The following is a 24967-nucleotide window of genomic DNA, read 5'->3' on the forward strand; positions in this document are numbered from 1 at the left end:
ACACAAGACCGGCACCCGCAGAACCCCGACACCCCGACGGCGCCCCTAGGGCCTGTCCGGCGGATCATGCCGCGGGCCGCGGGGTCTGGCACTTCCCCAAGCTCTCGGCTTCGCTCGAGCAGGGGAGACCCCATCACTGCGGACCGCCACCCGAGTACGGCCTGATCCGCCGGACAGGCCCTAGTCGACCTCGGCGACGGCCTCCGCGAACTGGGCGGCGTACAACCGTGCATACGCCCCACCGGCCGCCAGCAGGGCATCATGCGTCCCCTGCTCCACAATCGCCCCGCCCTCCATGACCAGAATCGTGTCGGCGTCGCGAATCGTGGACAGCCGGTGCGCGATGACGAACGAAGTGCGCCCGTGGGCGAGGCGGGCCATCGCCTTCTGGATGAGCACCTCCGTGCGCGTGTCGACCGAACTGGTCGCCTCGTCGAGCACCAGGATCACCGGATCCGACAGGAACGCCCGCGCGATGGTGATGAGCTGCTTCTCGCCCGCGCTCACGCCCGTGCCGTCGTCGTCGATCACGGTGTCGTACCCGTCGGGCAGCGTCCGCACGAAGCGGTCCACGTGCGCGGCCCGCGCCGCCTCCTCGACCTCCTCGCGCGTGACGTCCTTCGCGGCGCCGTACGCGATGTTCTCCGCGATGGTGCCGCCGAACAGCCAGGTGTCCTGGAGGACCATGCCGACGCCGGTCCGCAGCTCGTCCCGCGACATCCTGGCGATGTCCACCCCGTCCAGGGTGATGCGCCCGCCGGTCACCTCGTAGAACCGCATCAGGAGGTTCACCAGCGTCGTCTTGCCCGCACCGGTCGGCCCCACGATGGCGACCGTGTGGCCCGGGTCCACGACCAGCGACAGGTCCTCGATGAGCGGCTTGTCCTCGGTGTAGCGGAAGGACACGTGCTCCATCTCGACCCGCCCGCGCAGCTTCGCCGGCCGCTCGCCGGGAACCGGGTCGGCCTCCTGCTCCTCCGCGTCCAGGATCTCGAAGATCCGCTCGGCCGAGGCGACGCCCGACTGTACGAGGTTCGCCATCGAGGCGACCTGCGTGAGCGGCATCGAGAACTGCCGCGAGTACTGGATGAAGGCCTGCACATCACCGATGGACAGCGCCCCGGACGCGACCCGCAGACCACCGACGACGGCCACGAGCACGTAGTTGAGGTTGGACATGAAGAACATCAGCGGCTGCATGACACCGCTGTTGAACTGCGCCTTGAACCCGGCCTCGTACAACTGCTCGTTCTGCTCGGCGAACGCCTTCGCCGACTCCTCCTGCCGGCCGAACACCTTCACGAGCGCGTGACCGGTGTACATCTCCTCGATGTGCGCGTTCAGCTTGCCGGTGGACTTCCACTGCTGCACGAACTGGGGCTGCGACCGCTTGCCGACCTTCGTCGCCACGAAGAACGACAGCGGCACGGTGATCAGCGCCACCAGCGCGAGCAGCGGCGACACCCAGAACATCATCACCAGGACACCGATGATCGTCAGCAGCGAGTTGATGAGCTGGCCCATCGTCTGCTGCAACGTCTGGTTGATGTTGTCGATGTCGTTCGTGGCCCGGCTCAGCACCTCGCCGCGCTGCCGCTTGTCGAAGTACGACAGCGGAAGGCGCGACAGCTTCTCCTGGACGTCCCCGCGCATCCGGAAGACGGTGTTGTTGATGGCGCGGTTGGACAGCCGGGTGGCGACCGCCATCAGCAGGCCCGCCGCCAGGAACGTGCCGAGCGCGAGCAGCAGGACCTCGCCCATCGCCCCGAAGTCGATGCCCTCGCCGGGCGTGAAGTCGACGCCGGTGAGCATGTCGGCCTTGCTGCCGTCGCCCCTGTCGCGCAGGCCCTCGATGACCTGTTCCTTCGTCAGGTCGTCCGGCATGTCACGGCCGACGATGCCCGCGAAGAGCAGGTCGGTCGCCTTGCCGAGGATCTTCGGGCCGAGGACCGTGAGCGCGACACTCAGGACTCCGGCCGCGAGCATCCCGTACATCGTGATCCGTTCCGGCCCGAACTGCGCGAGCAGCCGCTTGCCGGAGCCCTTGAAATCCATCGACCGGGAGTCGGGGCCCATCATCGGTCCACCCATGCCAGGGGGCATTACGCGGCCTCCGCTTCCGTCAGCTGGGAGAGGACGATCTCCCGGTAGGTCTCATTGCTCTCCATCAGCTCGTGGTGCCGTCCGGCGCCCACCACCCGGCCCTCGTCGAGCACGAGGATGCGGTCGGCGTCGCGGATGGTGGCCACGCGCTGGGCGACGATGACCACGGTCGCCTCGGCGGTCTCGCGGGCCAGGGCGCCGCGCAGCGCCGCGTCCGTGGCGTAGTCGAGCGCGGAGAACGAGTCGTCGAAGAGGTAGATCTCCGGGCGCTGCACCAGCGTGCGCGCGATGGCCAGGCGCTGGCGCTGACCACCGGATACGTTCGTGCCGCCCTGCGAGATGGGCGCGCCGAGCCCCTCGTCGAGACCCTCGACGAACTCCTTGGCCTGGGCGACCTCAAGGGCGTGCCACAGCTCGTCGTCCGTCGCGTCCGGATTGCCATAGCGAAGGTTGCTCGCGACGGTGCCCGCGAAGAGGTACGGCTTCTGCGGGACGAGGCTCACCGTCCTGGCGAGCAGCGCGGGGTCGATCGTGCCCACGTCCACGCCGCCGACCAGGACCTGCCCCTCCGTCGCGTCGATCAGTCGCGGTACGAGGCTGAGCAGCGTCGACTTGCCGCTGCCGGTGGAACCGATCACGGCGGTCGTCTCACCGGGCCTGGCGAGCAGGTCGACGCCCTTCAGGACGGGCTCCTCGGCGCCGGGGTAGCGGAACCCCGCGCCCCGGACCTCCAGGTGTCCGTGGCTGCGCAGCTCGCGGACCGGGGCGGCCGGGGGCACCACACTGCTCTCGGTGGCCAGGACCTCCTCGATGCGCTCGGCGCAGACCTCCGCGCGCGGCACCATCATGAACATGAAGGTGGCCATCATCACGGACATCACGATCTGCATCAGATAGGCGAGGAACGCGGTGAGCGCGCCGATCTCCATGCCGCCGCCGTCGATGCGGTGCGCGCCGAACCACACCACCGCGACCGAGGAGATGTTCACGACGGTCATCACGATCGGGAACATCAGCGCGAGTAGCTTGCCGGTGCCGAGCGATACGTCGGTCAGGTCGGCGTTCGCCTCGCGGAACCGCTCCTTCTCGTACGCGTCACGGACGAAGGCGCGGATGACGCGGTTGCCGGTGATCTGCTCGCGCAGTACCCGGTTCACGGTGTCGAGGCGCACCTGCATGGTGCGGAACAGCGGCCGCAGCCGCCGCACGATCACGCTCACACTGACGCCGAGCACGGGTACGACGGCGATCAGGACAGCGGAGAGCGGCACGTCCAGGCCGAGCGCCATCACGATGCCGCCGACGCACATGATGGGCGCGGTCACCATCAGCGTGAACGACATGAGGACCAGCGTCTGCACCTGCTGGACGTCATTGGTGGTCCGTGTGATCAGCGAGGCGGCGCCGAACTGGCCCACCTCGCGCGCCGAGAAGGACTGCACGCGGTCGAAGACGGCGGCCCGTACGTCCCGCCCGAGCGCGGCGGCGGTCCGCGCCCCGTAGAAGACGGCGCCGATGTTGCACGCCATCTGCACGACCGTGACGGCGATCATGATGCCGCCGAAGGTCAGGATGTAGCCCGTGTCCCCGTCCACGACACCGTTGTCGATGATGTCGGCGTTCAGGGTGGGCAGATAGAGGGAGGCGCAGGTCTGCAAGAACTGGAGGAGCACCAGCAGGGCGATCGGTTTCTTGTACGGGCGCAGGTACGTCCGCAGGAGTCTTATGAGCACGCTCGGTCTCTCGAGGAGTCGGGTGTCGGCAAGTTGGCGAAGACGCCACCTATCCTGCGACACCCGACCCCTCAGGGTGCAAGCGATTAACCCATGACTGAGTCAAAAATAAGCCTGGGTAAAGAAGTGTGCTCACTCAAGAATTGAGAAGCCCTGCTCCGGTGGGGCTCAGGAGCCCGGGAGGCTCACGAGCCGGCGGGGCTCAGGAGAACGCCCCGGGGTGCGACTGCTCCCGCACCGTCGCGTACTGCTGCCGCACCGCCTGACCCACCGCCAGCTCCTCGCCCGCCTCGAAGACCTGCGCCGCGGCCCCCTGCCAGAGCGGCAGTTGACCGGTCAGCGCCCACGCGGCCTGGCGCGCGGCGCCGATCGCCGCGTAGTCCGCGGGCTGCGGCACCACGACCTGCGTACCGAAGAGCATCGGGGCCGCCGCCTGTACGGCGGGCAGCTCGGCGGCGGCGCCCAGCAGGAACACCCGCCGCACCTCGACGCCCCGCCCGCGCAGCACGTCCAGCGCGTCCCCGAGCCCGCAGAGCATGCCTTCGAACGCGGCCCGCGCCAGATGCTCGGGCTTCATCGACTCGCGCCGCAGCCCGGTCAGCGTCCCCGCGGCGTGCGGCAGGTTGGGCGTCTTCTCGCCCTCCAGATAGGGCAGGAGTACGAGGCCGTGCGCCCCCGGCGTCGACTTCATCGCGAGCGCGGACAGCTCCTCCAGATCCGCGACGCCCAGCATCTCGGCGGTGCCGCGCAGCACCCGCACGGCGTTCATCGTGTGCACCACCGGCAGGTGCAGGCCCGTGGCGTCCGCGAGCGAGGTGATCATCCCGTAGGGGTCGGCCAGCGCCTCGTGGTGGACCGCCATCACCGACCCGGAGGCCCCGAGCGAGACCACGGCGTCGCCCTGCCGCACCCCGAGCCCGAAGGCGGCCGCCATCGTCTCGCCGGTCCCCGCGGATATCAGCAGCCCCTCGGGCGTGGTCCCCGCGGGTTCGGCGGGCCCGATCACCTCGGGCAGCATCGCCTGGTGCCCGAGGGCCATCTCGACCAGCTCGGGGCGGTACGAGCCGGTCGCCGCCGACCAGTAGCCGGTGCCGGAGGCCCCGCCGCGGTCGGTCGTACGCCGCGCGGGGCGGCCGAGGAGCTGCCATACGAGCCAGTCGGGGGCCTGCATCAGGGCGGCCACGTGCCGGGCGGCCTCCGGTTCGGTCCGCGCCAGCCAGCGGAGCTTCGTCACCGGCTGCGCGGACTGCGGTACGCACCCCACGGCCTGCGCCCAGGCCTCGCGGCCGCCGAGGGCGTCGATCAGGTCGACCGCGGCCACCTGCGCCCGCCGGTCGTTGCCGACGAGCGCGGGCCGCACGGTGTTGCCGTGGCTGTCGAGCGGCACGAGGGCGTTCTGCTGGGCGGAGACGCCGATGGCCTGCACGCCTTCGAGCAGCCCGCCGCCCGCCGCCTCGCCGAGGGAGAGCAGCCAGGCCTGTGGATCGACGTCGGCCGGCCGTCCGCCGCCCTCGGCGCTCTCGAGCGGATGCGGGGCATAACCCTGCTTGAGTACGGCGCCCGTGTCCGTGTCACAGACCACAATGCGCGTGAAATCGGGCGAACTGTCCAACCCTGCGACTATCCCCATGCCAGGAATTCTGCCGCACCGCGGGACGTGTCCCGTACCTGTGTTTGCTACCCGTGACCGCTACGAGGCCCCCGGGGTCGACGGCTATGTGTTGGTCGTGCCCCAGTCGTCCCCGCCGGGCCCCTGCCCCCGCTCGCGCAGCGACCGCACCCGGTCGGCCACCGAGTCGGGCATCTTGTCCCCGACCTTCTCGGACACCGTGTGGAAGGCCTTGCCCGCCACCTCGCGGCCCTGCTGGCCCGCCGACTCGACGGTGTTGCGCACGGCCGGGTTCTGCGCGATCTCGCGGGCGGACTTCTTCAGCTTCTCGTAGCGCTCGCGTCCGGCCCGGGTCCCGAGTACGTACCCGAGGGCCAGTCCCGCCACGAATGTGAGCCGGTACCGCATGGCTGCCACCCTTCCCTTGCCTCGTCTGCCACTCGCCTACTGATCGGCTGAGGGATACCGATTGGCGGAGCACCCCCCTGCTTGCGCTAATGTATGTGTCGCAGCGAGCGCCCGCCGCCCGGAGAGTTCCCAGCTAGGTGCGTTCGATGCAAACGAGACGATCCCCTGTAGCTCAATTGGCAGAGCAGCCGGCTGTTAACCGGCAGGTTACTGGTTCGAGTCCAGTCGGGGGAGCTCGGTCTCCTGTAGCTCAATTGGCAGAGCAGCCGGCTGTTAACCGGCAGGTTACTGGTTCGAGTCCAGTCGGGAGAGCTGTGAGGAAGGACCCCTGTGAGATCTCTCGGGGGTCCTTTTTCGTGCCCGGTGGAACCACGCGGGCAGCCCTGTGGTCCTCATCGTCGAGCGTTGCCGACCATCCGAAGCAGGAGATCGTATGAGCGGCTATGCTGCGGCAGACGGCGCGCACAAATGTGCGCGACGCGCCGTTAGGGGCGGTAGCTCAGCCGGTTAGAGCAGCGGACTCATAATCCGTCGGCCGTGGGTTCGAGTCCCACCCGCCCCACCACGGCGTCAGGGCGCAGGAACGATTCCACCTGCGTCAACTGTGCGCCTGCGGCGGTCGCTCCCTTTGCAGCGACACGCCAAGAGATCGAGCCCGGACGGCAAGGGTGACCACAGGAGAGATCACCGCTCCGAGGATCGCGTAGACCGCCGCGAGCGCCACCCATCCCAGGGCCCCGTGTTCGAGCACCAGCCAGGTGAACGCCGCGGGCGCGATGAGCTTGCCGACGTCCTGGCCCATGGCGTGAGTGGCCTGGTACTGGCCCTGGGCGTGATCCGGGGCGAGGTCGAAGGCGATGCCCCAGCTGCCGGCCGCCTGACGTACCTCGCCGAGGGCGTGGGCGACAGCGCCGGTCACGAGGAGTACACAGGTCGCGATCATCGCGGTTCCGTCGCTCAGGGCGAAGAGCAGGCAGGCGGCCGCGACGCAGCCCGCTCCCTGGAAGCTGGCGCGCGCGGCGGCCGCGGGGGAGTCGGCGCCCCGTGCGGCGCGGCTCTGGACGGCCACCACCAGGATGGTGTTGACGAGGAGGATGGCCGCGCTCATCCAGCGCGGCGCCCCCGTGTGCTGGAGCACCCACAGCGGCAGGATGATGTCCAGGAGGATGGTGTGGGTGGTCAGCAGCCCGTCCAGCGCGGCGAACGACAGGAACGGCACGTCGCGCAGTACGGCGAGCGCGGCACCCGCCGACGCCGGGACCGGTGGGACGGGCGGTTCCTTCGCGGTGAGCACTCCCGTGAGCAGGAAGGCGGCGGTGATGAAGAGGACCGCGCCCTGATACGCCCCGCGTGAGCCCACCGCCAGGACGAGACCGGCGAGGCAGGCACCGACGGAGATGCTCGCGTTGGACGCCGCGCGTACCTGGGCGAGCACCTGCACGCGTTCCGCGGCGGGGACCAGTCCGGCGATCATCGCCTTGCGGGCGCTGCGGCCGGATCTGTAGGCGATGCCCTGCGCGGCGACGATGACGAGGTAGGCCCAGAAGTCGGTCGCGAGCAGCAGCGCCGCGGTCAGGGCGGCCAGGGCCAGGAAGGACCACATCTGCACGGTGCGGGGACCTGCCCGGTCGGCGAGGTGGCCCAGAGGGATGCTGCACAGCAGGACGATCGCCGCGGCGACGCTCACACTGATACCGAGCTGGCCGGGGGTCAGGTGCAGCATCGTGACCGCGTAGATCGAACTGAGCGCCATCCACAGCCCTTGGCCCAGCGACATCACCATCGTGATGACGGTGAGCAGCCGGGTCGGGCCCGGTGGGGGCAGGAGGGACTTCATACGGGCGGGCTCCTCCCTGTGGCTCACGAGAGGCTAGATGACCCCTTCACCGCCGGGTGGTTCTGACGGGGAAGGGAGTAGATCCCGTAAAACCCACGACGCTCGGCACCCGGCCGAGGGCTCGGGCGCTCTCGGAGCGCGGGCCGGGCGGAGGCAGGCAAAAACCTTTGGCAGAAAGGGATTTGCTCGCTTTGGAGGAAGTGCTCCCACGAGGGGCTGTCCGGTAGCGACCCGGGCTATGTTCGGCCGGACCTCCCGCCAACCGAGTTCGGACGGACATGACCACAGCACTCACCCGGCGCCTGGGCGCCGGACTGCTTGAGCAGGCGAGTACGCGCCCGGGCAATGTCGCGCTCACCCTGGGACGCCGTACCTACACGTACGAGGAGTTCACGGCCACCGCGCGACGCTGGGCTGCGGCACTCGTCGAGACGACCGGGGGCCGCCCCCGGCGGGTCGGGGTGTTCGCCGCGCGCAGCCAGGTCTCCTATCTGGGCGTGGCGGCCGCGCTGTTCGCGGGCGCCGCCTTCGTGCCGCTGAACCGGAAGTTCCCGCTGTCCCGGACCCGGACCATGCTGGAACGCGCCGACGTCGACGCCGTCCTCGTCGACGCCGCTTCCGCGCCCCAACTCCCGGAAATCCTCGCCTCCATGGCGTCCCGGCCCGTCATCGTGCTGCCCGAGACGCCGCGCGCGGACGTTCCCGCACTGCACGGGCACCGGGTGCTGGACGCCGCCGATCTCGCCGCCTTCGCGCCCCTGGCGGAACTTCCCGAGCCGGCCCCGGACGACCTCGCGTATCTGCTGTTCACCTCGGGCAGTACGGGCGTGCCCAAGGGGGTGCCCGTCACGCACGCCAACGTGCGTGCCTTCCTGGACGCCCATCAGGACCGCTACCACCTGACGGCCGACGACCGGCTCACCCAGACCTTCGACCAGACCTTCGACCTGTCGGTCTTCGATCTGTTCATGGCGTGGGAGCACGGCGCCCGAGTCTGCGCCATGGACCCCATCGAGCTGCTCGCGCCCTTCAAGTACGTGGAGCGCAACGGCATCACGGTCTGGTTCTCCGTGCCGTCGGTCGCGGCTGTCCTGCGCAAGCGCGGCGTGTTGCTGCCGGGGACGATGCCGACCCTGCGCTGGAGCCTGTTCTGCGGTGAGTCGCTGCCCAGGGCCACCGCCGAGGCATGGCAGGCGGCGGCGCCGCATTCCGTCGTGGAGAACCTGTACGGGCCGACCGAACTGACCATCGCCTGCACCGCCTACCGCTGGGACCCGGCCACGAGCCCCGCCGAGTGCGTGCACGACAACGTGCCCATCGGAAGGCCCCACTCCGGGCTCGACGCGCTCGTCGTGGACGAGCACGACAACGAGGTCGCGGACGGTGAGGCGGGCGAACTCTGCGTCGCGGGCCCACAGACCACCCCCGGCTACTGGCGTGCTCCGGAGCTGACGGCCCAGCGGTACTTCGAGCGGGACGGCAGGTCGTACTACCGCACCGGCGACCTCGTGCGGCACATCGACGGCCAGTACGTCTGCCTCGGCCGCAACGACCAGCAGGTCAAGGTGGGCGGCCACCGGGTCGAACTGGGCGAGATCGAGGCGGCGGCGCGCAGGGCGGGGGCTCTGGAGGCCGTGGCCCTGGTGTGGCCGGACGCGGGGACCATCACCGCGGTGGTGGTCGGCGTCGACGATCCGCGGGCCCTGAGCGACGCCTGCGCGCGGGAGCTGCCCGCCTACATGGTCCCGAAGGCCGTTCACGTCATCGAGGAGATGCCCGTCAACTCCAACGGCAAGGTGGACCGCGCCGCCCTGCGCCGGTTCCTGGCCGACCGGGCCGACGGCTCCCGCTGACCTCCCCGGCCGTTTGACGAACCCCGCCCCCACCCGTGTACCGCAGGAGGGAACCCCATGCGCAGTGTCGACGCCCTCATCGCCCATACCCTGGGCCTGGCCGAAGACCGGATCACCGACACGCTGGAATACCAGTCGATCAGGGAGTGGGACTCCCTCGGTCATGTCTCGCTGATGGTGGCGCTGGAGAGCGAGTACGGCGTGACGATCGATGACGAACTCACCCTCTCCTTACGGTCCGTGGCCGCGATACGTGACTTCGTGGAAGGCCAGCGGCAGCCCGCCGCACACCCTGCCGCGGCCCCGCCCCGCACCGTGAGGCGCGGGCTCGACGGCGTCAGCTTCGACGAGACCACCATCACGCGGATCGACGGAGTGGCGGGCACTTTGGAGTACCGCGGCTACAGCATCCACGACTTGGCCGAAAACGCCTCCTTCGAAGAGGTCGCCCACCTGCTCGTGCACGGCGAACTTCCCGACGACTCGGCCCTGGCCGCCTTCGAGAAGGAACTGCGTGCCGCGCGGTGCCTACCGGACCAGGTGCTCGCGCTCGCCCGGTCGCTCGCCCACGCGCACCCGATGGACGCCCTGCGCACCTGTGTGTCAGCCCTCGGCGCGTTCGCGCCGAGGCGTGACGTATCCCTCGACGAGACGTACGAGCAGGCCCGCGACACCGGGATCGCCCTGATCGCCCAGGTGCCCATGCTCGTCGCCGCCCACCACGCCTACCGCAGCGGGCGTGAGCCGGTCTTCTCCACCGAGGAGAACTCCTACGCGCACGCCTTCCTGAGCGCACTGCTCGGCGAACCGCCGAGCGAGGCGGCCGTGCGCTTCATGAACAAGGGCTTCATCGTCCACGCCGACCACAGCTCCAACGCGTCGGCGTTCGCCGCGCGCGTCGCGACCGGCTCCCGGGCGGGCATGACGGCCGCGTTCACCGCCGCCATCGCCACCTTCGCGGGATCGGTCCACGGCGGCGCCGCCGAACGCGTGGTCCGGATCATCGACGAGGTGGGGTCACCCGAACGGGCCGAGCAGTACGTGGCCGACCTGCGCGGCCGGGGAGAGCCGGTCATGGGGTTCGGTCATCGCGTCTACCGCACCGAGGACCCCCGCGTGCGTCATCTGCGCGCCACCGTCGTGGAACTGAGCCAGGAGCGCGGCGACCACGACGGCCTCGCCATCCTCGACGCCGTCGCCGAGGCGATGCGCCCGTACAGCCGGCACGGCCTCGCCCCCAACGTCGATCTGTACGCGGGACTCGCCTACCGCCTCCTCGGACTGCCCGACGACCTGGCCGTGCCGCTGTTCGTCGTGGGGCGCACCGCGGGCTGGGTGGCCCAGGCGCTGGAGCAGCAGGCCAACAACGTGCTCATCCGGCCCCTTCTCGACTACGTCGGGCCGACGGGGCTCACCCACCCCGCAGCCGCGGCCGCGAAGGGACGGGGCCGATGACGGCCGTGAGCAGCACACAGCTGGAGGGCCGGCGCGTCGAGTTGTACGACCTGCCCGCGTTCGCCGCGAACCGCGGGTTCGACCTGGGAGCCGTTCCGTACAGCGGGCGCGTCCTGCTGGAGTCCCTGCTGCGCTCGGGCGACCCCGCGACCGCGGCCACGCTGGGGAAGCGGCTGGCGGCGGGGGAGGACCCCGACGTCGAGATGGTGTTCCAGCCCGCCCGGATCCTCGTACAGGACTACACGGGAATCCCGCTGCTCGTCGATCTCGCCGCGCTGCGGGACCGAGCCGCTGTGCCCGGCCGTATCAACCCGGCGCTGCCCGTGGACGTGGTCGTGGACCATTCCGTCCAGACCGACTTCGCGGGCAGGCCCGACGCGATCGTCCGCAACGAGGCGCTGGAGCTGGATCGCAACCGGGAGCGGTACGCGTTCCTGAAGTGGGCCGAGGGCGCCTTCGACGGGCTGCGGGTCATCCCGCCGGGCCGGGGCATCGTCCACCAGGTCAATCTGGAGCAGCTCGCGACCGTCGTCGCCCGCGGCCCCGGCGACCTGTTCTTCCCCGACACGGTGATCGGCACCGACAGCCACACCACCATGGTCAACGGGCTCGGCGTGCTCGGCTGGGGTGTCGGCGGCCTGGAGGCGGAGTCCCTGATCCTGGGACTCGCCCAGCCCCTGCGCGTCCCGCCCGTCGTCGGGGTCCGGCTCACCGGCACCGCACCCCCCGGCACCACACCCACGGATGTGGTCCTCGCTCTCACCGAGCGCCTGCGCCACGAGAACGTCCGGGGCCTCATGCTCGAATTCACCGGCCCGTCGGTCGGTGCGCTCTCGGCGCCCGACCGGTGCACGATCGCCAACATGGCCCCCGAGTACGGGGCGATGTCCGCGTACTTCCCCGTGGACCAGGAGACCCTGGACTACCTGCTGCGCACGGGCCGCCACGACGCCGATGTGGCGCTCGTGGCCGCGTACTACAGGCACCAGCGACTGTGGAGGGAGGACGAAGAGCCCGCCTTCGGCCGCGTGATCGAGTTCGATCTGTCGCGGGTCGGGCCGAACCTCGCCGGCCCCAGCCGCCCCGACCAGCGCATCTCGCTGTCCGAACTGCCCACCTCGTTCGCCGCGTTGTCCCCCGGGGCCCCGCGCTCGGACAGCGGGGTCACCGACGGCGACCTCGTCATCGCGTCGATCACGTCCTGCACCAGCACGTCCAACCCGAAGGCGATGCTCGCGGCGGGCCTGCTCGCCCGCCGGGCGGTCCGGCTGGGGCTCTCCGTACCCGCGCACGTCAAGACCAGTCTGGCTCCCGGCTCCAGGGCGGTGACCCGGTACCTCAAGGACGCGGGGTTGCTTCAGGACCTGGAGAAGCTCGGCTTCCACCTCGTCGGATACGGCTGCATGACGTGCAACGGCGGCAGCGGACCGCTCAACGAGGGAGTCGGTCAGGCCGTCGACCGGGCAGGTCTGACCGTCGCGGCCGTCCTGAGCGGCAACCGCAACTTCGAAGCCAGGGTGCACGCTCAGGTCCGTGCCGGCTATCTGGCCTCACCCGCACTCGTCGTCGCCCTGGCCCTGGTGGGGCACGTCCGCGCCGACCTGGCGCGCGAGCCGCTGGGTACCGGCCCGGACCTGCGCCCCGTCTTCCTGGCCGACCTGTGGCCCACCGACGCCGAACTGCGCGCGCTGGAGGCCGAGTTCGTCACGCCCGGCGTCTTCGCCGACGCGCCGGGGCCACAGCCCGGCTGGGACGCCGTGACCGCCCCGGACACCGACGCCTTCTCCTGGGACCCGGACTCCACCTACATCCGGCCCCCCGCGTACGCGGACGCGGCCCGCCCAATCCGGGGGCCGCTCACCGGCGCACGGGCGCTGCTCGCCCTCGGCGACGACGTCAGCACCGACCACATATCGCCGGTGGGCGCCATCTCCGCCGACTCCCCGGCAGGCCGCTTCCTCAAGGAGAGAGGGGTGCGGGCCTTCAACTCGTACGGCTCGCGGCGCGGTAACCACGAAGTGATGGCCCGAGGCACCTTCAGCAACCCGCGGCTGACCAACCACCTCCTCGCGGAGGGCCCCTCGGGCGGCGACACGCTGCACCTGCCGAGCGGGGAGCGCCTGCCCGTGTACGAGGCCGCCCGCCGCTACACGGACGCGGGCACCCCGCTGATCGTGCTGGCCGGACGCTCCTACGGCATGGGTTCCTCGCGGGACTGGGCCGCCAAGGGGCCCTGGCTGCTGGGCGTGCGCGCCGTGGTGGCGGAGAGCTTCGAGCGCATCCACCGCGCCAATCTCTGCGCGATGGGCATCCTCCCGCTGCTGCTGCCCGAAGGGCACGGCTGGCGCGACCTCGGCCTGACCGGACACGAGACGTTCGACCTGGGTCTCGACCAGGTGCGCGAGAGTGGCCGCGCCGAGGTGGTGGCCGACGGCCGCTCCTTCACCGTACGGGCCGACGTGCGCTCGGCGGGTGAGTGGGACGTCCTGCTGGCGGGCGGCATGCTGCCGCATCTGCTGACGCGGCTGGCTGCGGGTGATGCCCGGTGAACCGGCCCGTCCTCGACGAACTCGGCCTGGCGCACGCCGCCCACGCGGACGCGCTGGCCCGCGGTGACAAGGCCTTCGTCCCCGTGCACACGGGCACCCACGACGTGCGGATCGGCACCCTGGTGGACCTGCTGGACCGGCACACGGGCCTGGTGCCGCCCCGCACCGGCCACCTCGGCAACTGGGAGGACATCGCACTCGGGCGGTCCGGGCCCATGGATTTCAACACGGCGATCTGCCGCGCCGGGTACGGCTATCCGTTGATCTACGGGTTCACGCGGACCGAGGCCGAGACGGAGGGCGGGGACGAGGCCTACCAGCCGGGCTCACTGATCCGGCACGGGCGACGCGAGGTCCTCACCCTGCGCACCTGGGACGGGACCGGATTCGTCCGCCGGGACCGCGGCCGCCCGCTGTTCTGCCCCGTGGTCCAGGCGGAAGTCGACGGGGAACTGGTGCCGCTCGTCGACCTGCACTGGCGGCGCATGCGCCAGATCCCGGAATTCCGCTTCCGGCAATGGGCGGACGTCCTCGTCGAGAACGACCGGCTGGTGACCGACATGCTCACCCTGCTGATCGAACAGGCGGACCGCACGGCCAAGCAGGGCACCCGGCTGTCCGAGCTGATCAGCCAGGCCGCACGGCCCGACGGCACGGTCGGCCGCTGCGATGTCATCCGTGACGGTTCGGCATACGTGCTGGACGGGCACCGCTTCCCCTCCGCCCGCGCGCTCGCCGAGGCGGTGCTGGAGCTGGTCCGGGCGCTGGTCGAACCGGCCGCGTTCTTCGCCCGGCTGGGCGAGCTGCCGCCCGTGCTTCCGGTGATGTCGCTGCCGCTGACCAATGTGCTCTTCGGCCTCCTGGACACCCACCACCCCGAGGGCGCGGCAAAGGCGGCCGAGAGCCCCTTCGTCACCCACCTCCACTGGGGCGCCCGCGCCATGGCCGGCTGCCCGCCCCGGCGCGGCGGCTATCTGACCCGTCGCTCCACCGTCCGCTCGCTGCGCGCCATCGCCTCGCCCCTGGTCCACCACTTCGACGAGGCACGTCCGTTGGCGTTCGTCCTGCTGCCCGCCCAGGCCTTCATGCTGTGCCCGCCCAGCACCTCGCCCGCCGACACCGAACTCGTGGAAGGCCTGCTGGCCGGCCTGCGCGCGACGGATCCGGACGACGCCTACGAGGCCACGCTGGGCTGGCTGGCACGGTACGGCGAACGCCTCTCCCCGTACCTGCGGGGCCGGTTCCGCGGTGGCAGCGGAGTGCCCGCCGACGGCACCCCGCGCCCACCCGCCGTCCCGGTGGAACCGGACGGGTTCCGCGACCTCACCTTCCGCCAGGCCTGCGCCGCCGTGGCCGCCTTCGAGGAGGCCTACGGATGAGGTTTCACCATCGCGTCATCTCGGTGCGCCTGGCACGGCCCTTCGTCAGCAACGCGGGGGTCACCACGCGGGTGCGGCAGAGCGTGGTCGAGGTGGGCTGGCGAGGACTGACGGGCCTCGGCGCCGCGCGCGGCGCCGACCCGGACGCCGTCGAGGCCTGCGCCGAGGTGCTCCGGGACGCCGCGACGCCGTACGAACTCCGTCGCGTGATGGGGCTGCTGACGGCAGGGGGCATCGAACCGGCGGCCCGGTCCGCGGTCGACATGGCCCTGCACGATCTGCTCGGCAAGGCCTGCGGACAGCCGCTGCGTCACCTCCTCGGCCTGGCCGGGCTGCCCGTCCCGCCGACCGCCGTGTCCATCGGGGCCTGCGCCGACGACGAACTCGTCGCGGCGGGCCGCTCCCTCGCGCACTGGCCGGTGCTGAAACTGAAGTGCACCCCGGACGACGACGGGAGCCGCGTCCGCGTACTGCGCTCGGTGTACGACGGCCGGATCAGGGTCGACGGCAACGGTTCCTGGGAACCGGAGCAGGCGGTGCGGGTCGCCCACGAGCTGGGCCGGCACGGCGTCGAGATGCTCGAACAGCCCGTGCCGCCGGGTGACGCGGACGCCCTGCGGTACGTGAGCGACCGCGCGCCGCTGCCCGTCTACGCGGACGAGGACTGCCACGGACCCGAGGACGTAGCGCGCCTGCGCGGCCAGGTGGCCGGCATCAACATCAAGCTCGTCAAGTGCGGCGGCCTGCTCGCGGCCCGGGAGACCATCGCCCTGGCCCGGCACGCCGGGCTCGCCGTCATGCTCGGCTGCAAGCTGGAGAGCGCGCTCGGGGTGACCGCCATGGCCCAACTCGCGCCGCTCGCCGACCATCTGGACCTGGACGGCCATGTGGGTCTGGCCGATGATCCCTTCACCGGCGCCGACGTCACCGCCGGTGTGGTGACCCTGCCGCCCGGCCCGGGGCTCGGTGTCACCGCGAACCAGATGAGCGACCAGATGAACGCCGAGATGTACGCCGAGATGAACGACGGAGAAGAGTGACATGCGACTGCGCTGTGCCGTACTCGACGACTTCCAGAACGCCGCGCTCGACGCGGCCGACTGGGGCCCGGTCCAGGACCGGGTGGAGATCGTCTCGTTCGCCGACCACCTGACCGACGACGACCGGCTCGCCGAGCGGCTCGCCGACTTCGACATCGTGGTGACGCTGCGCGAGCGGGTGCCCTTCCCGGCGACGCTGCTGGAGCGGCTGCCCCGGCTGAAGCTGCTCGTGGCCTCGGGCATGCGCAACTCCGTCATCGACTTCGAAGCCGCCCGGCGGGCCGGTGTCACGGTGTGCGGCACCGCCAGCTCCTCCACGCCGCCGGTGGAGCTGACCTGGGCACTGCTGCTCGGACTGGCCCGGAACGTCGTCGGGGAGTCCGTCGCGCTCCGCGACGGCGGCCCCTGGCAGTCCAGCGTCGGCGCCGATCTGCACGGACGCACCCTCGGCCTGCTCGGCCTCGGGAAGATCGGAAGCCGTGTCGCCCAGGTGGGACTCGCCTTCGGCATGCGGGTGTGCGCCTGGAGCCAGAACCTCACCGGGGAACGGGCCGCCGAGTGCGGCGTCGAACTCGCGTCGAGCAAGGAGGAACTGCTCGGCGCGGCCGACTTCGTCTCCATCCACCTGGCACTCGGCGAGCGCACCCGCGGCCTCGTCGGGGCCGCCGAGCTGAAGCTCCTCAAGCCCACCGCCTACCTGATCAACACGTCGCGTGCGGCGATCGTCGACCAGGACGCCCTGCTCGCCGCCCTGCACGAGGGCCGGATCGCGGGCGCCGGTGTCGATGTCTTCGACGTGGAACCCCTCCCCGCCGACCACCCGCTGCGCACGGCACCGCGCCTGCTCGCCACCCCGCACCTCGGCTATGTCTCGCAGAGCAACTACGCCACGTACTACAGCCAGGCGGTGGAGGACATCCAGGCGTACCTGGCGGGCAGTCCTGTCCGCCGACTCGACTGAACCAAGGCCGTATCTCAGCTCTTCCTGGGAGAAACAACGTGAGTTCGCAACGCCGCATGATGAAACTGGGTGCCTTCCTGCCCGCTCCCGGGCATCATGTCGCCGCCTGGCGGCACCCCGACGCCCGCCCCGACGGCGGACTCGACTTCGACTACTACCGCTCCCTCGTGCGGACGGCCGAGCGCGGCCGCTTCGACATGGTGTTCCTCTCCGACGGAGCGGGAGTACGCACCAAGTACCGGGACGCCGACGAGCTGAGCAGGCAGGGGCGCATGGTGCACTTCGAGCCGCTGACGCTGCTGTCCGCGCTCGCGGTGCACACCACGCACATCGGCCTCACGGCCACGGCGTCGACGAGCTACAACGAACCGTTCACCGTGGCCCGCCAGTTCGCCTCGCTCGACCACCTCAGCGCCGGCCGGTCCGGGTGGAACGTGGTCACCTCGGCCACGGACGCGGAGGCCCGCAACTTCAACCTCGACCACCAACTGCCCCACGCCGCCCGCTACCGCCGGGCGCACGAGTTCATGGAAGTCGTCACCGGCCTGTGGGACAGCTGGGAGGACGACGCCTTCCTGTACGACAAGGAGGGCGGGCGCTTCTTCGACCCGGCGAAGCTGCACGTCCTGGGGCACAAGGGCGAGCACTTCCAGGTGCGTGGACCGCTGAACGTCGCCCGCCCGCCCCAGGGGCACCCCGTGATCGTGCAGGCCGGCTCGTCGCCCGACGGACAGGACTTCGCCGCCCGCTGGGCCGAGGTCGTCTTCACCGTGCAGCAGACACGCGAAGGCGCCCAGGCCTACTACCGGGGGCTGAAGAAGCAGGTGGCCGACCACGGACGCGACCCGGACCAGGTCAAGGTCCTGCCCGGCGCGTTCGTCGTCGTCGGCCGGACCCGGGCCGAGGCCGAGGACAAGTACGCCACGCTCCAGGACCTGGTCGACCCGGTCGTCGGGCTCGGCATGCTCTCGTACCAGCTCGGCATGGTCGACATATCCGGCTACCCGCTGGACGGCCCGCTGCCGGAGCTTCCGGCGACGGAGGGTTCCACGAGCAAGCAGCAGCTTCTCTACGAGAAGGCCCGCAGGGAAGGGCTCACCATCCGCGAGCTGTATCTGTCCGTGGCCGCGGGCCGGGGCCACCGCTTCCTGCTCGGAACACCGGAGTCCATCGCGGACGAGCTGGAGGACTGGTTCGTCAACGAGGCCGCCGACGGCTTCAACATCATGCCCGACTACCACCCCGGGGGCCTGGACGCCATCGTCGACCTGCTGGTGCCCGAACTGCGGCGGCGCGGGCTGACGCGCACCGAGTACGAGGGCACCACACTCCGCGACCATCTCGGCCTGCCCCGCCCGCCGTTCACCACTTCCACGACGGCGGCGCTGTGACCGTCGAACCGCCGGCCCTGCGCTCGGTGCTGCGCGCCCACGCCTGCGGGGTGGCCGTGCTCACCGCGATGGGCGAGGCCGGGCCCGCGGGCGTGACCATCACCTCGTTCACCTCGGTCAGCGCCCGCCCGGCCCTGGTGTCCTTCGCGCTGGCCGAGACCTCCGGCACCTGGACGCTGATACGGAACGCCGACTGGTTCGGGGTGCAGTTGCTCGGGGCCCATCAGGCCGAGCTGGCCCAGCGGTTCGCGACCCGCGGAGCCGACCGGTTCGCCCCGCCCACCGTGTGGCACACGGGCCCGCACGGCGTACCCCTGCTCGACGGCTGTCTGGGCTGGCTGGTGTGCGCTCCTCGCCAGGTCATCCGGGCCGGCGACCACCATCTGGTGCTGGCCGCCGTCGAGCACGTACAAGAGGGAGAGCCCGGGGCCGGGCTCGTCCACGTCCACGGAGGACTGCGGCCGGTTGCCGACACGACTGCGTCAAGGATCTGAACTGATGCCCAAGGCTCTTCTCTTCTCCCGCCAGCCGTTCACCAGCCGCCCGTTGCACGAGTGGCTGGACGACACCGCGGACGGCGTCGTCCTCATCACCACCCCGAAGGCCGTGCAGGGCGCGGAGGACATCCTCCGCGAGTACTTCCCGATGCATCGCCTGGTGGACGACTACCACGCGTGGGCCACCGAGCACGTCGCGGAGGCGGCCGCGCGTGAGTACGGCGTCGACCTGATCGCCAGCACGAGCGAGAGCGACATCCTGCGGGCGGCCCGGCTGCGGGGCAGGCTCGCCCTGCCCGGGCAGGACGTCGCCTCGGCGACGGCGTACCGGGACAAGGTCGTCATGAAGCGCATCGCCCGCGACGCCGGGATCCGGGTCCCCGCCTTCGCGCCGGTCGACAGCCCGGCGGACCTGCTGGACTTCCTCGACCTGGCGAGTTTCCCGGCCGTGGTCAAGCCCCGGTTCGGAGCGGGCTCGGAAGGCGTCCTCGTCTTGCGTGCCCCGCAGGACATCGCCTCCTTCCTCGCCCGGCAGCGCGACACCGACGTGCCGTTCGTGCCGGGGCAGTGGATGGTGGAGACCTTCGTGCACGGCGACTTCCTGCATCTGGACGGCATGATGCACAACGGACGTGTCCTGCACGCCTGGCCGTCCGTCTACAACACCGAAGGCATCGCCCAACGCCTGCGGGACCACTCCCACATGAGCAGCGTCATGCTCGGGGCGGACGATCCCCGCTTCGGAGCGATCACACGACTCGGCCACGACCTGATCGCCGCGCTGCCGCCGGCCGCGCTGCCGCTGGCCTTCCACCTGGAGGCCTGGATCGGGAGCGACGGGGACCCGGTGCTCTGCGAGATCGCCAGCCGGTCCGGCGGCGCCCTGGTCGCCGAGGCCTACGAACGGATCTTCGGTGTGCATCTGGCGAAGGAGGGGGTCAGGGCCCAGTGCGGCAGCGCCCTCACCCTACGCGCGCAACCGGCGCCCCCGGCGGAGCTGTCCAGCTGGATCCTCTTCCCGCCCGGCCGGGGGGCGTTCGCGCCACCGGAGCAGCCCTGCCCGGTGCCGGCGGCGGAGCTGACCGTGCGGTTCCCACCGGGCGCCGTGGGGCGCGGTGTCGAGCACCTCACGCAGTCCGCCGCCGACGCGCTGGTCACGGCGGGCAGCCCGGAGGAGATCCGGGCGTACCAGGACGAGTTGGCGCGGTGGTGGTACGCGAACGCGCGGTGGGAACAGTGTCACCGGGTGGAGTAGTGGTGCTCCGGGCGGCCACCGGCCCCGTACCTGAGCGTGAGCTGCAACTGCCCACGCTCCTCAAGGAACTTGAGGTACCTCTGCGCGGTGGAACGGCTCACTTGGGCGGCCTCCGACACCTCCTGGGCGGACACGGGCGCGGGCGCCCGTGCGACGACCTGCCGGATCAGCTCGGCGGTCTGCTCCGCGAACCCCTTGGGCATGGCGTCGGAGGGCGGACAGGCGCGCAGCGTCCCGAGCACGCGGTCGATGTCGTCCTGGTTCAGATCCGTGGTGTCGAGGGCGGTGCGCAGCCGCGCGTACGCCTCCAGCTTCCGGCGCAGACCGGCGAACGTGAACGGCTTGAGGATGTACTGGAGCACCCCGGCGCGCAGCGCCTCCTGGACGGTGGCCGGCCGGTCATCGGCCGTCACCATGATCACGTCCACGTCGGTGCGCTGGAGACGCAGCCGTCGCGTGAGAGCCAGCCCGTCCTCGCCCGGCATGTAGTGGTCGAGAAGGACGAGGTCGATGCCGCCGTCGCGCACCGCGGCGAGAGCGGAGGCCGCGTCGTGCACCTGCCTCACCACGCGGAAACCGGGGATGCGCGAGACGTACCGTGCGTTGATCTCCGCCACATGGAAGTCATCGTCCACGACCAGGGTGTCGATCATGACGGGCTCCACGCGTCGGCCTGTGCCGAAGCGCGGGGAAGGCGCGCCGTGAACTCGGCGCCACCGCCGGCACGTTCGCCGACCGCGATGCCGCCGCCTCGCCGGGACAGCACCTCGGAGACCATGGCCAGGCCCAGGCCTCGATGGCCGGCCGCCCGCTGTTTGGTGGAGGCGCCTTCGGTGAAGATCCACTCGCGTGCGTCCGGCGGGACACCGGGGCCGTTGTCCGCCACCCGCACTTCGGTGAGGGCGGCCCGCTCACGGATGTCGACCTCGATCAGGGGCCTTTCCCGCATCGCCGTCGGCCGGTGGGCGAGGACGGCGTCCTGGGCGTTGTCGATCAAGTTGCCCAGGACCGTCACCAGGTCCTCCGGGCGCTCCATGCCTCGGCGAAGGCGGGAGGTGGTGCTGAGGGAGAGCTGGACGCCGAGTCGGGCGGCGGCCACGGTCTTGCCCACCAGCAGCGCCCGTACCAACGGCTCGTGCACCGCTTCCGTGGCGAAGGGCGGCCGGTCGTGCCGGGCGAGTTCGAGCATTCCTAAGATGGTGTGGAGCGCGTTGCGGCGCCGGTGTCTCTGCGCATCCCGTGTCGGCTGTACCGGACCGGCCAGCATCGGTACTTGATTGGTCATCGCCCCCCCCGATTCCTTCTGCGCCCCGCCTCCCGGAGGATCATTTATCCCGGTGGTCGGCAGGGCAACAAGGTTCTTTCAGTAAAGAGAGATTTTGGCCTCTTTTTGCTTGCGGGTGATTACAGCTGAAACATGGTCACAACGCGCGCCCGGCGGCCGGGAGGGCACCGGGCGCCGCGTCTGGCCTGCGGTCAGGACGCCGGGTCCGGGCGGGAGTCGGGCCAGGTGCGGGTGTCGCGAGGCTCCACGTACGGCTCCTCCTCGGGGGGCATACCGCCCGCGATCGCGCGCTGGCGGGCGAGTTCCGCGTCGAATTCCAGGCCGAGCAGGATGGCCAGGTTCGACAGCCAGAGCCAGACGAGGAAGATCACGACACCTGCCAGGGTGCCGTATGTCTTGTTGTACGAGGCGAAACCCGCGACGTACAGCGCGAAGCCCGCGGAGGCCACCAGCCACAGGAGTACCGCGAGCACGCTGCCGGGGCTCAGCCAACGGAAGCCCGGGCCGTGGACGTTCGGGGCCCGCCAGAAGAGCAGGGCGATCATCGACATGACGATGACCAGCAGCACCGGCCACTTCACGAGGGACCAGGCGGTGAGCGCCTCGTCGCCCACGCCGATGGCGTCGCCCGCGCGCTCGGCGATCGGGCCCGTGAAGACCGCGAGCAGCGCGCTGGCGGCCAGGAGGACCATCAGGGCCAGGGTCAGCGCGATCCGCAAGGGCGTCAGTTTCCACACCGGGCGGCCTTCGGGGAGGTCGTAGACGGCGTTCGATGCGCGGATGAAGGCCCCCACGTAACCGGACGCCGACCAGACCGCGAGCAGCAGGCCGCCGATCGCCACCACGCCGCTGGTGCTCCCGCTGCCCTCCAGCTGCCGTACGGCGTCGCTCAGCAGGTCGCGGACCGGGCCCGGCGCCAGCTTCTCCAGGTTGCCGAGGACCGAGTCGGTGGCCGACTTGCCGATCACGCCGAGGACCGAGACCAGGACGAGCAGCGCGGGGAAGAGCGACAGCACGCCGTAGTAGGTCAGGGCCGCGGCCCGGTCGGGCAGGTCGTCGTCCATGAACTCCTTGCCGGTGCGGCGCAGGACCGACCACCAGGAGCGGGCGGGCAGCTCGGTGGGTTCGTCGGGGGCCGCCGCCTCGACCTCGGGGCCCGGGCCCGGATCGGTGTCGCGGTCGCGGTCCTGGTCGTGCTCATGTTCGTGCTTGTGCTTGCCGAAGAGGTCCATGCGGGGAGAGTTGGCCGACTGGGCCGAGGTATGCCTGTCAGGGGTGGGCCTGTCAGGTCTTGGGGGTTCCTCCATAGGGGGCCGCATCTGCCATGGAGATTTCCATCAAATATTTCAGATGCGAGGCAAACACGCTTATCTTGTCGCACATGCAGTCCTACACGATTGGGCAGGCCGCGCGTCTGCTCGGGGTCAGTCCCGACACCGCCCGCCGCTGGGCGGACGCGGGGCGCGTCGCCACGCACCGCGACGAGGGCGGGCGCCGGCTCATCGACGGACGGGATCTGGCCGCCTTCTCCGTCGAGGTCGCGCGCAGCGGCGACGCGGGCGAGGAGGACGTGCCGTACACCTCCGCCCGCAACGCCTTTCCCGGCATCGTCACCGCCGTGAAGCTCGGTGACGTGGCCGCCCAGGTGGAGATCCAGGCGGGCCCGCACCGCCTCGTCTCGCTGCTGACCCGTGAGGCGGTGGAGGAACTCGGCCTGGAGGTCGGCATGCAGGCCACCGCCCGGGTGAAGTCCACGAGCGTGCACATCGACCGCGCCTGAGCCAGGAGCCCCGCCATGTTCCCGAAGCCCCCCGCCCCCGCCGCCGTCCGCCGTGGGGCGTCCGTCCGCCGTAGCGCCTCGGTCCGCCGTAGTGCCTCGGTCCGCCGTGGTGCCGCCGCGGTCGTGACCGCCGCGCTGCTCGTCCCGTTCGCCACCGCGTGTGGCGGCGACGACGACAGCGAGGGCAAGAAGGGCGGCGGCGAGGACGTGAACCTCACCGTCCTCGCCGCCTCCTCCCTCACCGATGTCTTCGCCACCGCCGAGAAGGCGTACGAGAAGGACCACCCGGGCACGAGGCTGACGGTCTCCGCCGCCGGGTCGCAGGAGCTGGCCGCGCAGGTCAAGCAGGGGGCGCCCGCCGATGTCCTCGTGACCGCCGACACCAGGACCATGGACGGGCTCAAGGCGGAGACCGGGACGCCCACCGTGATCGCCAGGAACCGGCTCGTGATCGCCACCCGGGAGGGCAACCCGGAGGGGATCAAGGGGCTGAAGGACCTCGGCGACAGCGAGTTGAAGGTCGTGCTCGCGGACGACACGGTTCCGGTCGGGCGCTACAGCAAGCAGGTCCTGGACCGGCAGCACGTCGAGGTGAAGCCCGTCTCGAAGGAGGCGAACGTCCGTTCCGTGCTGAGCAAGGTGGAACTCGGCGAGGCCGATGCCGGTCTCGTCTACCGGACGGACGCCGCGACCGCCCCCGGCAAGGTCGACGCCGTCGCGATCCCCGACGCGCAGAACGCCGTGGCCTCCTATCCGGCGGCCACGCTCAAGGGCTCCGAGCACGGGAAGGCCGCGGCGGAGTTCGTGAAGTGGCTCAGCACGCCGAAGGCGCAGAAGATCCTTCGGGACGCGGGCTTCCAGCAGCCGTAGCGGGCACCCCCGCGGCCACCGGCTTCCGGGCGCCCGACGCCTCCCCGCCACGGGCGCCCGGTCGTACGCGTCGCACGGACGGGGTTCCGTGCCACGGTCGTACGCGTCACCACCACCGACCCCAGGACCGCCGATGAGCCGCCTCCGCCTCCGCCTTCGCCCCCGTGCCCCGGGCCGCCCCCGGACGCCGGTCATCCTCGGGCTGCCCGCGCTGCTCGCGATCGCGTTCCTGCTGATGCCGCTCATCGGCATCCTCGCCCGTACCGAGTGGGGCGAGCTGGGCGGTCATCTGTCCGCGCCCGGCGTGACCGAGGCGCTGAAGCTGTCCATGCTCGTGTCGTTCTGGGCGCTCGGGCTCTCCCTGCTGCTCGGGGTGCCGCTGGCCTGGCTGCTCGCGCGGGTGGACTTCCCCGGGAAAACGTTCGTACGGTCCCTCGTGCTGCTGCCGATGGTGCTGCCGCCGACCGTCGGCGGCGTCGCGCTCCTGCTCGGCTTCGGGCGGCGCGGGCTGCTCGGGCCCTGGCTGGAGAGCACCTTCGGGATCGTGCTGCCGTTCCACACGTCCGGCGCGGTGGTCGCGGCGACCTTCGTGTCGATGCCGTTCCTCGTGATCAGCCTGGAGGGCGCGCTGGGCGGGCTGCGGCCCGGCTTCGAGGAGACGGCGGCTTCCCTGGGGGCGTCTCCCGTACGGGTGTTCCTCACCGTCACCATGCCGATGGTCGCCCCCGGCCTGGTCGCGGGGGCGGCGCTGACCTGGGCGCGGGCACTGGGGGAGTTCGGCGCGACGATCACCTTCGCGGGCAACCTTCCCGGGACCACGCAGACCCTGCCGCTCCAGGTGTACCTGCTGCTCCAGGACTCACCGGAGGCCGCGACCTCCCTGTCCCTGCTGCTGCTCGCCATCGCCATGGCCGTGCTGGTGGGGCTGCGGGGGCGGTGGTCGGCGACGGGGGCGTCGGGGG

20 protein-coding genes and 3 tRNA genes are annotated in these 24967 nt (G+C 71.1%); 15 read left to right on the forward strand and 8 right to left on the reverse strand.

Features of this window, described 5'->3' with window-relative positions; all coding sequences use genetic code 11:
• Positions 1–180: 180 nt before the first annotated feature.
• From IG54_RS0134310 to IG54_RS0134325, 4 genes are all read right to left on the reverse strand, one after another.
• Positions 181–2091 (reverse strand): ABC transporter ATP-binding protein, encoded by a 1911-nt coding sequence (locus tag IG54_RS0134310; protein WP_030794035.1) that lies wholly within the window; start codon positions 2089–2091, stop codon positions 181–183.
• Positions 2092–2102: 11 nt separating this feature from the next.
• On the reverse strand, positions 2103–3836 hold the full coding sequence (locus IG54_RS0134315) for an ABC transporter ATP-binding protein (RefSeq protein ID WP_030794036.1): 1734 nt from the start codon (positions 3834–3836) through the stop codon (positions 2103–2105).
• Between the two features lie 202 nt (positions 3837–4038).
• Positions 4039–5466 (reverse strand): FGGY family carbohydrate kinase, encoded by a 1428-nt coding sequence (locus IG54_RS0134320; RefSeq protein WP_030794039.1) that lies wholly within the window; start codon positions 5464–5466, stop codon positions 4039–4041.
• Positions 5467–5550: 84 nt separating this feature from the next.
• Positions 5551–5853 (reverse strand): YtxH domain-containing protein, encoded by a 303-nt coding sequence (locus tag IG54_RS0134325; RefSeq protein ID WP_030794042.1) that lies wholly within the window; start codon positions 5851–5853, stop codon positions 5551–5553.
• 161 nt (positions 5854–6014) lie between these two features.
• Here IG54_RS0134325 and IG54_RS0134330 point away from each other — a divergent pair.
• The 3 genes from IG54_RS0134330 to IG54_RS0134340 all read left to right on the forward strand — a co-directional run bounded on the left by IG54_RS0134330 (position 6015) and on the right by IG54_RS0134340 (position 6418).
• Positions 6015–6087, forward strand: a tRNA-Asn gene (locus IG54_RS0134330).
• 5 nt (positions 6088–6092) lie between these two features.
• A tRNA-Asn gene (locus IG54_RS0134335) sits at positions 6093–6165 on the forward strand.
• 176 nt (positions 6166–6341) lie between these two features.
• Positions 6342–6418: transfer RNA gene (locus IG54_RS0134340), tRNA-Ile, on the forward strand.
• Between the two features lie 33 nt (positions 6419–6451).
• Here IG54_RS0134340 and IG54_RS0134345 read toward each other — a convergent pair.
• The gene (locus tag IG54_RS0134345; protein WP_051820334.1) at positions 6452–7690 is read right to left on the reverse strand and encodes an MFS transporter; all 1239 of its coding nucleotides are present in this window, start codon (positions 7688–7690) and stop codon (positions 6452–6454) included.
• A 278-nt stretch (positions 7691–7968) separates the two neighbouring features.
• On the opposite strand from IG54_RS0134345, the gene IG54_RS0134350 reads away from it, so the two are divergent.
• The 9 genes from IG54_RS0134350 to IG54_RS0134390 are packed head-to-tail and all read left to right on the forward strand — an operon-like array spanning position 7969 to position 20070.
• Positions 7969–9543 (forward strand): amino acid adenylation domain-containing protein, encoded by a 1575-nt coding sequence (locus IG54_RS0134350; RefSeq protein ID WP_037898280.1) that lies wholly within the window; start codon positions 7969–7971, stop codon positions 9541–9543.
• A 57-nt stretch (positions 9544–9600) separates the two neighbouring features.
• Entirely contained in the window at positions 9601–10998 is a 1398-nt protein-coding gene (locus tag IG54_RS38590) for a citrate/2-methylcitrate synthase (protein ID WP_030794051.1), read from the forward strand.
• Positions 10995–13547, forward strand: a complete 2553-nt coding sequence (gene acnA / locus IG54_RS0134360) for an aconitate hydratase AcnA (RefSeq protein ID WP_030794053.1) — start codon at positions 10995–10997, stop codon at positions 13545–13547. The genes IG54_RS38590 and acnA overlap by 4 nt, the downstream gene beginning before the upstream one ends.
• On the forward strand, positions 13544–14926 hold the full coding sequence (locus IG54_RS0134365; protein WP_030794056.1) for a DUF6025 family protein: 1383 nt from the start codon (positions 13544–13546) through the stop codon (positions 14924–14926). Before acnA ends, IG54_RS0134365 begins: the two co-directional genes overlap by 4 nt.
• Positions 14923–15966 carry a mandelate racemase/muconate lactonizing enzyme family protein gene (locus tag IG54_RS38595; protein WP_051820336.1) on the forward strand — a complete coding sequence of 348 codons (1044 nt, stop codon included), beginning with the start codon at positions 14923–14925 and terminating at the stop codon, positions 15964–15966. Before IG54_RS0134365 ends, IG54_RS38595 begins: the two co-directional genes overlap by 4 nt.
• Before the next feature lies 1 nt (position 15967).
• Positions 15968–16927, forward strand: a complete 960-nt coding sequence (locus IG54_RS0134375) for a D-2-hydroxyacid dehydrogenase family protein (protein ID WP_030794062.1) — start codon at positions 15968–15970, stop codon at positions 16925–16927.
• A gap of 38 nt (positions 16928–16965) precedes the next feature.
• Positions 16966–18318, forward strand: a complete 1353-nt coding sequence (locus tag IG54_RS0134380; protein WP_030794065.1) for an LLM class flavin-dependent oxidoreductase — start codon at positions 16966–16968, stop codon at positions 18316–18318.
• Complete coding sequence (locus tag IG54_RS0134385; RefSeq protein ID WP_030794068.1) at positions 18315–18812, forward strand: flavin reductase family protein; 498 nt, start codon at positions 18315–18317, stop codon at positions 18810–18812. Before IG54_RS0134380 ends, IG54_RS0134385 begins: the two co-directional genes overlap by 4 nt.
• A gap of 4 nt (positions 18813–18816) precedes the next feature.
• Entirely contained in the window at positions 18817–20070 is a 1254-nt protein-coding gene (locus IG54_RS0134390) for an ATP-grasp domain-containing protein (protein ID WP_030794071.1), read from the forward strand.
• On the opposite strand, the gene IG54_RS0134395 is transcribed toward IG54_RS0134390, so the two are convergent.
• The 3 genes from IG54_RS0134395 to IG54_RS0134405 form a co-directional block, all read right to left on the reverse strand.
• Complete coding sequence (locus tag IG54_RS0134395) at positions 20055–20723, reverse strand: response regulator transcription factor (RefSeq protein ID WP_030794075.1); 669 nt, start codon at positions 20721–20723, stop codon at positions 20055–20057. The genes IG54_RS0134390 and IG54_RS0134395 overlap by 16 nt on opposite strands.
• Entirely contained in the window at positions 20720–21259 is a 540-nt protein-coding gene (locus tag IG54_RS0134400; protein ID WP_158708982.1) for a sensor histidine kinase, read from the reverse strand. The genes IG54_RS0134395 and IG54_RS0134400 overlap by 4 nt, the downstream gene beginning before the upstream one ends.
• 287 nt (positions 21260–21546) lie before the next feature.
• On the reverse strand, positions 21547–22587 hold the full coding sequence (locus IG54_RS0134405; protein WP_030794082.1) for a YihY/virulence factor BrkB family protein: 1041 nt from the start codon (positions 22585–22587) through the stop codon (positions 21547–21549).
• A 149-nt stretch (positions 22588–22736) separates the two neighbouring features.
• Between IG54_RS0134405 and IG54_RS0134410 the strand changes: the two genes are divergently transcribed.
• From IG54_RS0134410 to IG54_RS0134420, 3 genes are all read left to right on the forward strand, one after another.
• On the forward strand, positions 22737–23135 hold the full coding sequence (locus tag IG54_RS0134410) for a TOBE domain-containing protein (RefSeq protein WP_030794085.1): 399 nt from the start codon (positions 22737–22739) through the stop codon (positions 23133–23135).
• Positions 23136–23150: 15 nt separating this feature from the next.
• Positions 23151–24005, forward strand: a complete 855-nt coding sequence (gene modA, locus IG54_RS0134415) for a molybdate ABC transporter substrate-binding protein (protein ID WP_078594856.1) — start codon at positions 23151–23153, stop codon at positions 24003–24005.
• A gap of 133 nt (positions 24006–24138) precedes the next feature.
• Positions 24139–24967 (forward strand): ABC transporter permease (locus IG54_RS0134420; RefSeq protein ID WP_063756300.1); only part of this gene is annotated, 829 nt, incomplete at its 3' end.

The sequence above is a fragment of the Streptomyces sp. NRRL S-920 genome, from assembly GCF_000717945.1.
GTDB lineage: Bacteria > Actinomycetota > Actinomycetes > Streptomycetales > Streptomycetaceae > Streptomyces > Streptomyces alboniger.

Bases quoted from the DNA above. Each gene is read 5' to 3' on its own strand.
- IG54_RS0134375 (WP_030794062.1), top strand. From the start codon at position 15,968: ATGCGACTGCGCTGTGCCGTACTCGACGACTTCCAGAACGCCGCGCTC.
- IG54_RS0134390 (WP_030794071.1), top strand. From the start codon at position 18,817: ATGCCCAAGGCTCTTCTCTTCTCCCGCCAGCCGTTCACCAGCCGCCCG.
- IG54_RS0134325 (WP_030794042.1), bottom strand. From the start codon at position 5,853: ATGCGGTACCGGCTCACATTCGTGGCGGGACTGGCCCTCGGGTACGTA.
- IG54_RS0134395 (WP_030794075.1), bottom strand. From the start codon at position 20,723: ATGATCGACACCCTGGTCGTGGACGATGACTTCCATGTGGCGGAGATC.
- modA (WP_078594856.1), top strand. From the start codon at position 23,151: ATGTTCCCGAAGCCCCCCGCCCCCGCCGCCGTCCGCCGTGGGGCGTCC.
- IG54_RS0134405 (WP_030794082.1), bottom strand. From the start codon at position 22,587: ATGGACCTCTTCGGCAAGCACAAGCACGAACATGAGCACGACCAGGAC.
- IG54_RS0134400 (WP_158708982.1), bottom strand. From the start codon at position 21,259: ATGCTCGAACTCGCCCGGCACGACCGGCCGCCCTTCGCCACGGAAGCG.
- IG54_RS0134345 (WP_051820334.1), bottom strand. From the start codon at position 7,690: ATGAAGTCCCTCCTGCCCCCACCGGGCCCGACCCGGCTGCTCACCGTC.
- IG54_RS0134350 (WP_037898280.1), top strand. From the start codon at position 7,969: ATGACCACAGCACTCACCCGGCGCCTGGGCGCCGGACTGCTTGAGCAG.
- IG54_RS0134410 (WP_030794085.1), top strand. From the start codon at position 22,737: ATGCAGTCCTACACGATTGGGCAGGCCGCGCGTCTGCTCGGGGTCAGT.
- IG54_RS0134310 (WP_030794035.1), bottom strand. From the start codon at position 2,091: ATGGGTGGACCGATGATGGGCCCCGACTCCCGGTCGATGGATTTCAAG.
- IG54_RS38590 (WP_030794051.1), top strand. From the start codon at position 9,601: ATGCGCAGTGTCGACGCCCTCATCGCCCATACCCTGGGCCTGGCCGAA.
- acnA (WP_030794053.1), top strand. From the start codon at position 10,995: ATGACGGCCGTGAGCAGCACACAGCTGGAGGGCCGGCGCGTCGAGTTG.
- IG54_RS0134320 (WP_030794039.1), bottom strand. From the start codon at position 5,466: ATGGGGATAGTCGCAGGGTTGGACAGTTCGCCCGATTTCACGCGCATT.
- IG54_RS38595 (WP_051820336.1), top strand. From the start codon at position 14,923: ATGAGGTTTCACCATCGCGTCATCTCGGTGCGCCTGGCACGGCCCTTC.